The following is a 13407-nucleotide window of genomic DNA, read 5'->3' on the forward strand; positions in this document are numbered from 1 at the left end:
GCGGTGAATTGATAAAGAAGACAAAGAAAAAAAGACCGCTGAATGTCTCAGCGGCCAAACTTGAAAAAATTGTATGCGTTTTTCAGTGCTCTTCCTATGTATGGGGTGCCCTTTGGGTGATCATGTTGGAAATAAATGCTTTTAAACCCACTTTAGTAATAAAGAGAAACTACCTCCTGACTACTTTTCAATAAGATAGAATTAGATTCACTTCTTTCTTTGCATCTTTTTTTGTACTTTCTTCGCTTTCTTTCCCCTCTTTTCCTGTCTTCTTTTGTCCCTTAACTCTTTCTTCTTTTTAATACCCAATTTACTGAATTCATTAATAAAAACATCTGGACTAACGGGTTTCATCCCTTGACTTACATATACATGTTTTTCTGTTTGGTAAATCAATTCCCAAATTTGGACAACTGTCTGAAAAATCGATAGGCATTTTCCGGCAAACTCCACTAGAAACATTGATTGAATATCTGAAGGTTTATTTTTACCAACGGGATCATATTTGATTTCTTGAGTTATACCGTCAAACTCGTAAGTATTATGACCAATGGCGTTACGGATTTTATTATCAATTGCATTTTCTAGAATTAATTTATCAAAAATCTCAGTCCCATCTATATACTCAATTTTCTTGCCCTTATGTATTTCAAAAAACCTTTCAAAGTCGTACTGGGGCTTAACACTGGACATCTTTTTATAATCATTACGATATTTCAAATTATTATAGGCAACAATAATTGGAAGAAGTTCAGCTACAACTTCATATGTATCGATGTAAAATTCTTTAATGTCTTCAAAAGCAGCCGTGGTCATACCTTTTTCCCGAAACAACTCTTCATTTACCGTTACATAAAAGGTTAGACCATACGCGGGTATAAGAAATTTGAAAACTTCTGTAAAGTGCTCCATAATGCGTAATATTCGTTTTTCGTATCTCCTAAAATGTCCATTAAAAAAACTAGATAGTTCTAGTAAGTTCGATGGATTTTGTTCTAAAAGTGATTTTAGTTCTCTGAATATCATTTCGTTATGTTTATAGTCAATTATTGGTTGTAAAAAATACCTCGTTAGAAAATGAACACCTCGAAGATTTTCAAGTTTGTTATTCATAGGGAATTGCTTTTTGGGCAAAATGTTATGGACTTCCTGGACTAAATATTTCTCATTATCATTTTGCCAAAGTTCATTTATCCGTCGAATTTTATGCCAATCGTTTTTTATCATGTATAAAAAATTCAAAACGTTTCGTTTAAATCTTTCAAAGTTTTCATGCCCACTTTGAAGGTTATTAGTGTTATTCATTGCCCATAAACTTTCAAAAAATGGAGGGGGTGAATACCAATGCCGCTGGGCATCAAAGGGCTGCAATTTTTCAGTTAATAATTCTCCTGATGTTTCAATATAAAAATTTGCTTCATTCTCCGGGGAGATAAAAATTGCATTTTCAATATCAATTCTAAAGTCTGCATTTTCTTGGTCGAGAGTAGCGGTCCCCTTTATTAATATTTTGCAATGCCCACATGTATATCTGATGGGGTGACTGTCAAGCCAACCATATTGAGCGCGTACTAGGGTTATGTACCCACAAACATCACATTTAAAATAGGACCGAATATTCCCCATATTTTCCTCCACGCTCCAAGTTAATTCTATGATACTTATTTTATACACTAAAAAAATAAATTAAATCCCCTTTTATTAAAAGGTTGATACTCGCACTATTGCTTTTCATTCAGCCTTCCCGCTCGTGGGTATTCCGTCCTTCCGTTTTTTTGCAACAGTGCGGTTATTTTTTGCTTTGCGCTCAACACCCAAAACGTATAAAAATCAAATAAGTACTTGTTGCATGAGAAAAAATAAGCCGAAGGCGCGCGGCGACCATCAGCCTTGATATGAAATGTTTTGATTACGCTGAGATACTCTTCGAAAACCAGATCCACTACTTGCATCCCGAACACTCTCTTGAAATTTGCTTTAGAACTCGAGGGAAGAGGACTTGAAATAAGTTAAGTTGTCTTTTGTTGATCCTTACCGGCGGAAGACGACAAAAACTTGACCCTTTTGTCGATTTCAGAACATATATTCGCATTATTTGCCTCCCCAATCGAGTAGGTGAGGGCGGTGAGCCCTCGACCTCTCACACCACCGTACATGCGGGTCCGCATACGGCGGTTCCAAAAGGTTAATAAAGCTCCAAGTAACGAGAAAGCAAGCTTTTCAGCCCTTTCGCTTCCCAGTAGGAAGTCGGGAGGGCGTTGTTTGTGTTACGAGACATTTCCCATACTCCACGCCTAGAATTGGCCATGACGAAGCATGCCCACTCCGGGACGCCGAGTGCTCGCAACTCGCGTAGTCGAGTCCGCACGCGTTTCCATTGTTTCCAAAGGCACATGCGAAGTCTCCTGCGGATCCATTTATCAAACATTTCGCAATGGGTTTTGGCGGATGCGAGTCGGAAATAGCCAATCCAACCCATGAGGTAGCGGTTGAGTTGGACAATCCGGCTCTCCATCGACATAGAACGAGTTCGGTTGGTCAGTTCCCGGATCTTGTCCTTAAAACGAGCGATCGTCTTCGGTGCTAACCGTATGGTCGCCTGCTTGTTCGGCAGAAAGCTAAACCCGAGGAACTTCCGTTTCCAAGGTCGATCTACCGGCTCTTGTCTCGATTCACTCTCAACTTTAGCTTTCCTTCCACAAAGCGAATCACCGACTCCAATACGCGTTCACCCGCGCGTTTGCTGGCAACGAAGATGTTGCAGTCATCCGCATAACGGACGAACCGCAATCCACGCCTCGTTAATTCCTTGTCCAGATCGTCCAGCAGGATGTTTGCCAAGAGCGGGCTTAGCGGGCCGCCTTGTGGCGTGCCCTCCTCCGCCCTCTCCAGCACTCCTTCCGCCATGACGCCTGCGTTCAGGTAGTCTCGGATTAGCTTTAGAACTCGCTTGTCCGTTACTTTCCTCGCCACCCTTGCCATGAGCATGTCGTGGTTTACCCGGTCAAAGAATTTCTCCAGGTCCATATCTACCGTCCAACGGCATCCCCTCTGGATGTAGATTTGGGCTTGTTTCACCGCGTCGTGCGCTCGCTTCCCCGGCCTGAAGCCGTAGCTGTACCATGAGAAATGCGCGTCGAAGATCGGATTCATCACTTGCAGCAGCGCTTGTTGGAGAAACCGGTCCATCACGGTCGGGATTCCGAGCAGCCGTACGCCGCCTCCGGGTTTGGGGATTTCCACCCGTCTGACTGGCGCAGGTCTGTACGTTCCCGTGAGGAGTTCGGCTTTCACCGATTCCCATTGTATTTTCAGGTAAGCTTGTAGCTCCGCTACCGTTACGCCGTCCACTCCGGGTGCTCCTCCGTTCTGTACCACCCGCTTGTAGGCGAGCCGAAGGTTCTCTCCTTCGAGCATCTTCTCCAACAGGTCGTTCTGGTCTTCGCGAGAGGAATGGGCGACTGGTGCCGACGAAGAACTCGGCGCTCCGGCATACCCTTGCGGCTTCACCGCTGCCCTTTGCCGCGAGCTCCCTTGCGGGATATTCTGCTGTCGTTGCTCTTCGTGCGAACGCATCGGTTTCCTCTCTCCTTTCGGTTCGGCCCTTCCGCTTTCCGGCGTCCCATACTCGCGTACTATGGCCTCTGCTGACTCCTGCGGATTCAGCAGAGCCTCTCGACTCTGGTTACGAAGTAACTTCGCATATTCCGCAGGCCTCCCCAGATAAGAACGTCATCTGTCTGCCCGCGACCACCCAAGTCTACAGGATTAGCCCTTGGCGGCTTTGGATTTCGTTGTGTTATGGCAACTCATCCGACTAATCCTGCCTCAAATTGGGTTCGTGTACCTTGGCCCGTGCATTTGCCTTCGGCTTCCTCTAGATTCCGCCTCGCGACGGACACCCTTGCCTTTGGCTACGGTAGGCGCTCGCCAGCCCCCATTCGGGACTTTCACCCTAAAGATGACGCCCATGCTGGGCGTACATACATCAAGAAACGGCTGCCAAGTTAGGCAGCCGTTTCTTTGCGTATTATTTCGTCATTTGATTGTAGATTCCTATCATATCTCTAACTTTTGGATCGGACCGCTCCAAGACATAATGCCACCCCTAAGCTCTGCGACATCAGCGTAACCGTTGCTTCTAAGAATCTTAGCGGCTTGCTTGCTCCGCATCCCGCTCTGACAGTACAAATATACTGGACGATCTTTGGGGATGTCCCCCATGCGCTGCCGAAATTGGCTTAGCGGTATATTTACAGCTCCCTTTATATGGCTACGCTTATATTCATGGATCTCCCGTACGTCAATCACCTTATTGCCCTTGGATTCGCTTTGGAATTGCTCCGGCGTTAAGGTACGCAAACCTTTCACCGGAGCGAACTGTCTATACAGCATCCAGAAAACGAATAAGAGTAGTAAAATATAAAGTGCGTAATCCACGTTTCTTCACCTACCTGCTTTTTACCAAGAGTTCCACTGCTTCCTGGACGACCTTATGGGTGTCCCTGCCCTTCTCTTGCTCCTCCAGAATACATTGCTCCAAGTTTACCGCTACGACAAGCGCCATCGTTTTGTCGATGGCGCTGCGTACAGCGGAGAGTTGGCTTACGACATCCTTGCAGTTCTTGTTCTCTTCCATCATCTTCAGCACGCCGCGTACTTGTCCTTCGACTCGACGCAAGCGTCGTTTCATATCGTCATCGTATTTCATGGATGAAATCCTCCCCGTACCTGTATAGGTATATTATAATCACATCGGGGGGCCTGGCATCAAATGAATAAGTTCACTTTCGCGTCCGCAGCATCCCCTAAATACGCCGCAACTCCGGCATATTCGATTCCGTCCAGCAACTCTTCCTTTTGGAGACCTAATAAGTCCATCGTCATCGTGCATGCGACCAACTTCACGCCTTGCTCCCGTGCCAGCTCGATCAGTTGCGGCAGGCTTAGCGCGTTTTGCTTTTTCATCACGTGCTTGATCATCTTCGGGCCCATACCGGCGAAATTCATCTTTGAAAGCCCTAGTTTTTCCGGTCCTCGAGGCATCATCATCCCAAACATTTTCTCGAAAAAGCCTTTCTTCACCGGTACCTGTTGATCCTTCCGGAGCGTGTTCAATCCCCAGAACGTAAAGAATATCGTCACTTCATGGTCGTAAGCTGCCGCGCCGTTCGCGATGATAAAAGCCGCTATGGCTTTGTCCAAGTCCCCGCTAAATAAAACGATTGTCGATTTTTCTTTTTCAGCCACGTAAGCCACCCTTTCATCTACCATTACTTTCCGGATAAGTTGGACTCAAAAGTGCAACTCTAATCGAGAACTTTCTCTCTTTATCGATAAAATGGGGTAATTTCAGTTCACCCCTTCTTTACGACGAACTTGAACACGCCGTTCTCTTCTTTGGCTTCTACGAGTTCGTGGTTCGTTTGGTTTACCCATGCTTTGAAGTCGTTCATGGAGCCTTTATCCGTCGTATGAAGCTCCATCGTTTGCCCGCTTTGAATCGAATCGATCCCCTTCTTTGCTTTGACGATCGGCATCGGGCACGCCAAGCCTTTCGCGTCGATTACGATATCCGCCATTTTATATTCTTCCTTAAAATCCCTTGATGTGGTTGGCTCGTCGCGCTCCGTGGGTCCTTCCCACGTGGACATGCCTGGCACGACATTCGTCACTTTGGAGTACCCTCGGTCGGAAAGCAATTGGCAGGCAAGATCGCTTCGGGTGCCTGTTCTGCATACGACGATATATTCGTCGTCTTTCGGGAGCGAATCGAGCTTTCTCTCCAGTTCGCCCATGGGAATCGAGATTGCTCCCGGAATTCGGTTGAAGCTGTATTCCGCCGGTTCTCGGACATCCAGTACTTTAAAGTTTCCGCCAGATTTTAGTTTTTGTCTCAATTCTTCGTTGCTGATGACGTGCGGATGCTTCGTTTCTGACTTGGTCTCGTTTTCCGAGGACTTGCGCAGAAAGTGGCGAAAGACGCCGCCCTCTTCCTTCAAGCCAATATATTGGTGCCCCGTCCGGTTCGCCCAGCTCTGTAAATCGGCCACCGACCCTTTATCCGTGGCCCGAACTTCGAGTACTTCGCCGGCGTTCATCTCTTCGATCGTTTTCTTTGTTTTCACCACCGGCATTGGACAAGCCAAGCCTTCGCAGTCTAACGTTCGATTCGTTTGAATTGTCGCTGTCATGTGTCGGACCTCTCTCATCTGTATTAAATCCCGTAAGCTACTTCGCCTTGCCAGTGGGACATGCCCCCGGGCATATTCGTAACGTCATAACCCAACTCCTCAAGCAGCTCGCAAGCCAATCCGCTGCGGTTTCCACCCCGGCATACGATGATGTACGATTGCGTTGGATCCAACTCGCTAAGTCGTTGCCCGATCGAACCAAGCGGAAGATGCTTGGCGTTCGGGATATGACCCGATTCCCACTCTTCCGGCTCGCGCACATCAAGAATGTTCAGCTTTTCGCCCTTCGCTAACCGTTCTTTTACTTCCTGCGGCAGCATGTCTTTCGAGTATTTTCCGGCCATTCCGCTATACACTCCCTAAGTCAAGATAAAATATCGAACCAAATTTTAATGACCGTTGTCGTAATCAAAGAAGCGAGGATCCATTGAAGCGCCTTTATATTCATCTTCTTCCCGGCTTTCGCGCCGATCGGAGAAGCAATAATGCTGGCGATCACCATGGCGACCGAAGGAATCCAAAGCATATGTCCTCCCATGATCTTGCCGGCTGTCGTCCCGATCGAGGAGATGAACGTAATCGCCAAGGAAGACGCGATCGCGACCCGAGTCGGGATTTTGAGCAAGACGAGCATGATCGGGACGGTGATGAAAGCGCCTGCCGCGCCGACGACCCCGGACAAGATACCGACCACCACGGCGGAGACGGAGGCCAACCGTCTATTGAACGTAAGCTTCCTGTAATCCCCGCCCTCGACGCCCTTCTTCGGCAAAAACATCATCACTGCGGCTGCCAACGCCATAACCGCATAGGTGATATTAATGGCGCTGTCCGGAAGAAACTTCGAACCGTACCCGCCAAGGAAACTTCCGATGACGATCGGAATCCCCATAAAGAGGACTAGCTTTGTATTTATGAAACCGCCTTTGCGATAAGCGAACATCCCCGAGAGCGTCGCGAAAAACACTTGAATCGCGCTCACGGCCGCGACTTCCTGCGCCGTAAAAGCTAAAAATCCTAATGCAGGCGGGATATAGAGCAGCATCGGATATTTAATGATCGCCCCGCCGATCCCTACCATGCCCGATATTAAGGACCCGACAAAACCGATGGCAAATAAAACGAGAATCCACATGATATCCAGGTCCATAACGGAAATCCTTTCAGTTGTATGATTTGGGTATATCACATCATCCATATACCCCATGCGGTATTATTGCAGGCAAAAAATATTGTTATTACCTTACTTATCGTGCACGGCACAACGGTTCGGTCCCATTTCCAACTCCCGTTGTTCTTCTTCGTTCGGCGTCATCCGGCCCATATTGGTTTGACGAATTTCTTGATATGCATTCGGCTGCGGCGGAAGGTTCTCCGTCACCAACGTTCTAAAATCATCGTCGCTCTCAATGTTGAGTCCCGGATTGTACGTAAACAAGTCGCCGAGACGAGCGGATACTTTGCCCCCTTCGCCCAATTCGGTTACCTTGCCGAAGTGCGCAGGAAGGACAACCAGATCATCCGAGAGATTTTTGTACGTCTCGTACAGCGTCGTTCTGAGGTCTGCTACCCAGTCTTCAGCCTTACCGGCCAAGTCCGGACGCCCGATGGACTCGACGAATAAGATATCCCCGCTAAGCAAATAATGTTCGTCAATGATAAAGGACGTGCTTCCGATTGTGTGACCCGGAGAATAGATCGGCTGGATCCGGATTTTCGAAAGACCAACCGCAATTTCTTTTCCTTCCTCCAAAGGCTCGTAGTCGAAGGTGACTTCCGTCGCGTCCTTCGGAGGAAGCCAGTAGGTTGCACCCGTTTTCTCCGCTAACAATCTGCCGCCCGAGATGTGGTCGGCGTGCAAGTGCGTATCGAGCGTATGCTTGATCCTCGCGCCTTTGTCATTGGCGAATTGCTCGAAGACATCGATCATACGCTGCGTATCGATCGCCGCGGCCTCGCCGCCTGACAATATCATGTAGGACAAGCAGCCCTTGCCGATGCGAACGAGTTGGTACAACTCGCCTCCGTCCTTCAGATCGCCGACTTTGACGGGTTCCAGGTATTCGCTCCAGGCTTTCATGCCGCCTTGCAGATAATAAATTTTGGTTCTCCCTGCTTCGACGAGCTGCTCCGCAACGAAGATGGAAGACCCCTCTTTCGCGCACACCACGAGAATATCTTTACCGTTAGGGAGCTTATCCAGCGCCTCATCAACGCCGTCCAACAAATCGAAATAAGGAATGTTCAAGATCTCTGTCCCAATTCCCTCAATTTTCCAGTTGTCGAACTCCGACGTGTTCCGAACATCGAGGATGAAGAGCTCCTGGTGCTCAAGGATTTTCTTCGTGAGTTGTTGCGGAGTCATTGCTTGCATTGTCGTTGTTGCCATCGTAACTTCCCACCCGTATATAGTCTTTTTAGTTTTTCCTTACATGATCCTTGCCACCTTTATATACCCATATGGGTATATTTTCGAGCAAAATTTTATACCCCTTGGGGTATGTGGTTATATTACAACGTTCACTTTGTGCTGTCAACTCATTATCGAGATTTTACGTCTGGTTCCGATTCTTGGATTTGCAAACGGGCGAGTTGTTCAAGAGTGAAAGACTCCAGAGAAAGTGCGTAAATACCTCCCCATAATCTAGAATCGGACAAGTTCTTGTCGCAGGCCCGCGACAAGAACTTGTCTGATTCAAATTAAAGACCCGCATTTTAGGCTGATTTTAATCGTTGCACCATCCTTAAGGGAGCACGAAATTTCATCATGTATGAGGTTAGTCGTTCTTTCTTTGAGCATACGAACGGCCCGGTATGCGGCAGCGTTGGTGATCGGGGCAGCCCCATATTTTTTAGACACATTGAGAATAAAAAAGCTACCCAGACCATCGTGAAATGGTTTTGGATAGCTGATGTTTAATTAAAACCTCCGCAAGGCGCGGACGTTTCTCTACTTCACATTAGATCTTCATACATTATCACGAACTTCTACTTCATTTCCGACTCACTTCGCAGTAAGTTCGGTTTCGGTTACCCATTGATGATTGGTCACTTTCTCGCCACCTGTAGTCGGAGTGTAGTCAACCATATACACGGTCATTTGATCACCTGAGACAATTTCAGCGGTTGCTCCCATCATACCAGGCATGTGATCTGCTTGTAATGTAACTTGCGCACCTGACTGCAAAGGCTTATCACCTGCATCTTTTATCTCTTGATGAATCACCCATTTATGATTGGTTACGCGCTCTCCGCCTGTTGTCGGGGTATAGGAAACAACATAGGCTACAGTATCGTATGCTCCGACAATTGTTGCTGTGGCGCCCTTCATGCCGGGCATGTGATCCGTTTGCAGAACCGCTTCGCTTCCAACTTTAAAGGTCGGATTCTCCGCTTCCTTTAACCCCGGAGGAACTTCACCGGATCCTGAATGGTTCATCTCCCCATGGCTTATGTCTCCATGGTTCATCTGTCCGTTATTACTGATTTCCTGGTCAGATGCATTATTTCCGCATGCAGATAATACCACGATCATTATTGCGGTGATGATTAAAATCAGTTTTCTTTTCATCCCTATCCCTCCATTATACTTTACAACTTCTCCTTGTTTGGCGATTATACTCCATGTTTTACCACGACCCGAAGTAATATACACATTTTTGCTTCCGGTAGCTATGGCAATTTCTTCTTCATTGGTTGGACTTAGATAAGCAGACGCTTACCGTCATTCGAATAACCAAGACCATGAATGTGCATAAACGACTCATTTTCCATAACATGAGGGTTTTCGACTGAACATGCTGAGAATGTCGCTGCTGCAACAAATAACCACCGCAAGTTGAATCCATCTTTTCAGATAACTTTCCCCCTAGAATTAATGCGATATAAGAGGTAATTAACGTTTAATATACCCACAATTTGTGTGGAAACTGTGAAGATGAATATAATAGTCTCCAAGTTAAACTTTATCACGTTAGTCGGGGAATTTAAGCTTGGCAACCTTCGCACAGGCAGCCAAGCTTTTGTATGAGCTATTTTATCCAATAATTTTCTGGATTCTTCCTGTTAAGTCGTTCTACCCAACTCACATGCATTTTGCAGCTGGTCAAGCGAGACGCGGGTTAAGAATTTGCTGAATTTTTCTTTTCCTTTCGCATTTCCTTTATAGTAATGAATTATCTTGCTTATCAACGGAACGAGTTGATCTTCAGATAAGTCAGAGGCGAACTTTTGGGCAATAATTGTTTTCAGCCCCTTGGGCTCTCCACCGACATAAACATCATAGGTATCCCGTATTTTTACGACACTGATATCCTTGAGCAAAGGTTCGCTTGTTCCGAGAGCACAACCTGCATAACCAATTTTAAGTGGAGTCGGCGTTTCAATCCCCGAGAATGCTTGGTTCAATTTGCGTGCTGTCTCCAAGCCTGCCTCCTCCGCTCCTTTACAGAAATTGCAGGCAATCAAACTCTTGACCACAAAACCTGCCGGATAAACCTCGAGGCCGGTTCGCACTAGTTCTTCTTTTACTGTATCGTATCGATCCGATGGAACTTCCACATAAAGTTGCTTGAATGGAGTCATTTCAATTTTTACTTCCGTATCTGCGATCGATCCGATCTTGGCCAGCTGCTGTGGGGAAAATAAGCTTCCTCCGACTTGTATAGGAGGAGCTACCGCGATTTTCATGGTTTCTGCCATAATATATCACCCCTTAATGAAGCTTCACTCGTTGGAGACGAAGCGCGTTAAGTACGACGGACACCGAACTTAATGCCATCGCTGCACCGGCAACCCATGGAGCCAATAAGCCGACTGCCGCAATCGGAATTCCCAACGTGTTATACCCTAGCGCCCAGAACAGATTTTGCTTGATGTTGCTCATCGTCTTGCGGCTCATGTAGATCGCGTCCGGAATGCTGGTAAGTTCGCCGCGCATGAGCGTCACATCCGCCGCTTCCATCGCCACATCCGTTCCCGTACCGATGGCCATGCCAATATCGGCTGTCGCAAGGGCAGGTGCGTCGTTAATGCCGTCGCCGACCATTGCGACAGTCTTGCCTGCCGCCTGAAGCTTCTTGACTTCCTCGGCTTTTCCTTCCGGAAGAACTTCTGCCAGTACATGATCGATTCCAACTTGAGTGGCGATGGCCTTTGCCGTACGTTCGTTGTCGCCTGTGATCATAATTACCTGGATGCCCATTTCCTTCAATCGGGCAACTGCAGCCTTCGAGGTTTCCTTAATCGTATCGGCAACGGCGACCATACCGGCATAACGGCCTTCTATAGCCGCGAGCATTGCCGTCTTCCCGGCCTCTTCAAGCCGCGACATGGTTGCATAGGCCTCACTTGCGTCCACTCCATATTTCTCCATTAAGCGACGAGTTCCAACCAAGATTTCTTTTCCTTCAATAACTGCCTTAATGCCGAAGCCTGGGATCGCTTCGAACGAATCCGTCCCCGGAAGCTCGATATTTCTTTCACGGATTCCGGTAACGATCGCTTCCGCCAGCGGGTGTTCCGAAGGCTTCTCCGCTGCTCCCACCATCCGAAGAAACTCCGTCTCCTCCAGATCCGTTACAACATCGGTAAGCTCCGGTTTCCCTTTCGTGACCGTTCCCGTCTTGTCAAGAATAATTGCATCGATTTTATGGGTCTGCTCTAGATGTTCGCCGCCTTTGAACAGAATGCCGAATTCGGCGGCCCGCCCCGAACCGGCCATAATGGAGGTTGGCGTCGCCAAACCTAGCGCACAAGGGCATGCGATGACGAGAACGGCGATCGCTTTTTCCAAAGCGCCGGCGAAATCGCCTGGGGTAACGAAGAAATACCACACCAAGAACGCTACGACCGCGATCCCGACAACAATCGGGACGAAGATCCCGGAGATGACGTCGGCCACCCGTTGAATCGGCGCCTTGGAGCCTTGCGCCTCCTCGACCACCTTGACGATCTGCGCCAGCGCCGTCTCTTTCCCGACCTTCGTCGCTTGAATGCGCAGCATCCCGTTCTTATTGATCGTTGCGCCGATGACGGTGTCCCCCGCCTTCTTCTCTACCGGAAGACTTTCGCCCGTCAGCATTGATTCGTCGACCGAAGATTCGCCTTCCAACACTTTGCCGTCAACCGGCACTTTATCTCCAGGGCGTACCAGTACGATGTCCCCGACGATGACCTCTTCCACCGGTACCGTTAACTCTTGGCCGTCCCGTACAATAAGGGCCGTCTTCGCCTGCAGTCCCATCAACGATTTAATCGCTTCGGAAGTCCGGCCTTTCGCAAGAGCTTCGAACAATTTCCCCAAAATGACGAGCGTGATCAAGATCGCGCTTGTTTCATAATATAGGGAAGGTCCATGATGCACGTCGGCGCCTCCGGTAAACCATACAATCGTTAGATACAAGCTATAAAAAAAGGCGGCGGAGGTACCCAACGCGATCAATACGTCCATGTTCGCGCTGCCGTTGCGCAACGCCTTATAAGCTCCAACGTAAAATTGCTTCCCAATGTAGAATTGAACTGGAGTCGCCAAAATCAGTTGGAACCACGGATTCATAAACAGTTCAGGCGTATAGATCCACGAGGTAAACGAAAAGTGTCCGACCATCGCCCATAGCAACGGAAGCGAAAGAATCGAAGAAATCAGCAGCTTTCTTTTCTGATTGCGCACTTCTTTGATCCGGTGGTCTTCCGCATCCTCGGCTTCCTGCTTCGGAATCGCTTTATATCCCAGCTGCTTCACTTTGTTTTGCATATCGGCGATCGAAACATCGCCGGGCGTATACTCCACCATCGCCGTTTCCATAGCGAAATTGACAGTTGCGTTCGTTACGCCGGGTAGCTTATTCAATCCCTTTTCGATCCGGTTTGCGCAAGCGGCGCAGGTCATACCCTCGAGTTGAAATTGAACGGATTCCTTTACCGTTCCGTAGCCCAATTTTTCGATCGTTTGCTCCAGACCACTAACATCTACCTTCGCCGGATTGTACGTAACGCTAGCCTTCTCTAAGGCAAAATTGACATTCGCGGAGGTGACGCCTTCCACTTTGTTTAGGCCTTTTTCAATCCTGTTAGCGCACGCTGCGCAAGTCATTCCTGTAATTTGAAGTGTCGTTAGCTTTTGATCCCTGCTCGCCGTCGCATCCATTACCTTTCACTCCTTAGTGGTATATCAAAATTTTCATTACGGTACCTTAGTACCCTATATTATATG

The 13407-nt window shown here is 47.8% G+C and carries 13 protein-coding genes and 2 pseudogenes; 1 reads left to right on the forward strand and 14 read right to left on the reverse strand.

Going from position 1 to position 13407, the window contains the following annotated elements; all coding sequences use genetic code 11:
• Positions 1–194: hypothetical protein (locus FE782_RS32980; RefSeq protein ID WP_238392606.1), on the forward strand; the 194-nt coding region annotated here is incomplete at its 5' end.
• Positions 195–207: 13 nt separating this feature from the next.
• Here the strand turns inward: FE782_RS32980 and FE782_RS21780 are convergent.
• The 14 genes and pseudogenes from FE782_RS21780 to FE782_RS21845 all read right to left on the reverse strand — a co-directional run bounded on the left by FE782_RS21780 (position 208) and on the right by FE782_RS21845 (position 13341).
• Positions 208–1626, reverse strand: a complete 1419-nt coding sequence (locus FE782_RS21780) for a hypothetical protein (RefSeq protein WP_138196462.1) — start codon at positions 1624–1626, stop codon at positions 208–210.
• Between the two features lie 95 nt (positions 1627–1721).
• Positions 1722–1952 (reverse strand): hypothetical protein, encoded by a 231-nt coding sequence (locus tag FE782_RS21785; RefSeq protein ID WP_138196463.1) that lies wholly within the window; start codon positions 1950–1952, stop codon positions 1722–1724.
• A 233-nt stretch (positions 1953–2185) separates the two neighbouring features.
• Positions 2186–3576: pseudogene (gene ltrA / locus FE782_RS21790) on the reverse strand (group II intron reverse transcriptase/maturase).
• A 483-nt stretch (positions 3577–4059) separates the two neighbouring features.
• The gene (locus FE782_RS21795; RefSeq protein ID WP_138196607.1) at positions 4060–4395 is read right to left on the reverse strand and encodes a rhodanese-like domain-containing protein; all 336 of its coding nucleotides are present in this window, start codon (positions 4393–4395) and stop codon (positions 4060–4062) included.
• Positions 4396–4450: 55 nt separating this feature from the next.
• Positions 4451–4711, reverse strand: coding sequence for a metal-sensitive transcriptional regulator (locus FE782_RS21800; protein ID WP_138196464.1), 261 nt, complete (start codon positions 4709–4711; stop codon positions 4451–4453).
• A 59-nt stretch (positions 4712–4770) separates the two neighbouring features.
• Positions 4771–5250 carry a DsrE/DsrF/DrsH-like family protein gene (locus FE782_RS21805; RefSeq protein WP_238392607.1) on the reverse strand — a complete coding sequence of 160 codons (480 nt, stop codon included), beginning with the start codon at positions 5248–5250 and terminating at the stop codon, positions 4771–4773.
• A 107-nt stretch (positions 5251–5357) separates the two neighbouring features.
• Positions 5358–5654 (reverse strand): sulfurtransferase TusA family protein, encoded by a 297-nt coding sequence (locus tag FE782_RS21810; protein ID WP_338016912.1) that lies wholly within the window; start codon positions 5652–5654, stop codon positions 5358–5360.
• A pseudogene (locus FE782_RS21815) lies at positions 5628–6194 on the reverse strand (sulfurtransferase TusA family protein); the annotation flags it as partial. The pseudogene FE782_RS21815 and the gene FE782_RS21810, both read right to left, overlap by 27 nt.
• A gap of 23 nt (positions 6195–6217) precedes the next feature.
• Positions 6218–6538 carry a rhodanese-like domain-containing protein gene (locus FE782_RS21820; protein ID WP_138196466.1) on the reverse strand — a complete coding sequence of 107 codons (321 nt, stop codon included), beginning with the start codon at positions 6536–6538 and terminating at the stop codon, positions 6218–6220.
• Between the two features lie 20 nt (positions 6539–6558).
• On the reverse strand, positions 6559–7344 hold the full coding sequence (locus tag FE782_RS21825; protein WP_138196467.1) for a sulfite exporter TauE/SafE family protein: 786 nt from the start codon (positions 7342–7344) through the stop codon (positions 6559–6561).
• Between the two features lie 93 nt (positions 7345–7437).
• The gene (locus tag FE782_RS21830) at positions 7438–8583 is read right to left on the reverse strand and encodes an MBL fold metallo-hydrolase (protein ID WP_238392608.1); all 1146 of its coding nucleotides are present in this window, start codon (positions 8581–8583) and stop codon (positions 7438–7440) included.
• Positions 8584–9198: 615 nt separating this feature from the next.
• Positions 9199–9765, reverse strand: a complete 567-nt coding sequence (locus FE782_RS21835) for a DUF1541 domain-containing protein (RefSeq protein ID WP_138196468.1) — start codon at positions 9763–9765, stop codon at positions 9199–9201.
• Between the two features lie 494 nt (positions 9766–10259).
• Entirely contained in the window at positions 10260–10895 is a 636-nt protein-coding gene (locus FE782_RS21840; protein WP_138196469.1) for a nitrite/sulfite reductase domain-containing protein, read from the reverse strand.
• A 13-nt stretch (positions 10896–10908) separates the two neighbouring features.
• A complete protein-coding gene (locus tag FE782_RS21845) occupies positions 10909–13341 on the reverse strand; it encodes a heavy metal translocating P-type ATPase (protein WP_138196470.1) in 2433 nt (810 codons plus the stop codon).
• Positions 13342–13407 lie beyond the last annotated feature (66 nt).

It is taken from the genome of Paenibacillus antri, from assembly GCF_005765165.1.
GTDB classification, from domain to species: domain Bacteria; phylum Bacillota; class Bacilli; order Paenibacillales; family YIM-B00363; genus Paenibacillus_AE; species Paenibacillus_AE antri.

Coding starts and splice junctions, on each gene's coding strand:
- FE782_RS21795 (WP_138196607.1), bottom strand. CDS start 4,395: ATGCTGTATAGACAGTTCGCTCCGGTGAAAGGTTTGCGTACCTTAACG.
- FE782_RS21835 (WP_138196468.1), bottom strand. CDS start 9,765: ATGAAAAGAAAACTGATTTTAATCATCACCGCAATAATGATCGTGGTA.
- FE782_RS21810 (WP_338016912.1), bottom strand. CDS start 5,654: ATGTCCACGTGGGAAGGACCCACGGAGCGCGACGAGCCAACCACATCA.
- FE782_RS21785 (WP_138196463.1), bottom strand. CDS start 1,952: ATGCAAGTAGTGGATCTGGTTTTCGAAGAGTATCTCAGCGTAATCAAA.
- FE782_RS21830 (WP_238392608.1), bottom strand. CDS start 8,583: ATGGCAACAACGACAATGCAAGCAATGACTCCGCAACAACTCACGAAG.
- FE782_RS21800 (WP_138196464.1), bottom strand. CDS start 4,711: ATGAAATACGATGACGATATGAAACGACGCTTGCGTCGAGTCGAAGGA.
- FE782_RS21825 (WP_138196467.1), bottom strand. CDS start 7,344: ATGGACCTGGATATCATGTGGATTCTCGTTTTATTTGCCATCGGTTTT.
- FE782_RS21820 (WP_138196466.1), bottom strand. CDS start 6,538: ATGGCCGGAAAATACTCGAAAGACATGCTGCCGCAGGAAGTAAAAGAA.
- FE782_RS21845 (WP_138196470.1), bottom strand. CDS start 13,341: ATGGATGCGACGGCGAGCAGGGATCAAAAGCTAACGACACTTCAAATT.
- FE782_RS21840 (WP_138196469.1), bottom strand. CDS start 10,895: ATGGCAGAAACCATGAAAATCGCGGTAGCTCCTCCTATACAAGTCGGA.
- FE782_RS21780 (WP_138196462.1), bottom strand. CDS start 1,626: ATGGGGAATATTCGGTCCTATTTTAAATGTGATGTTTGTGGGTACATA.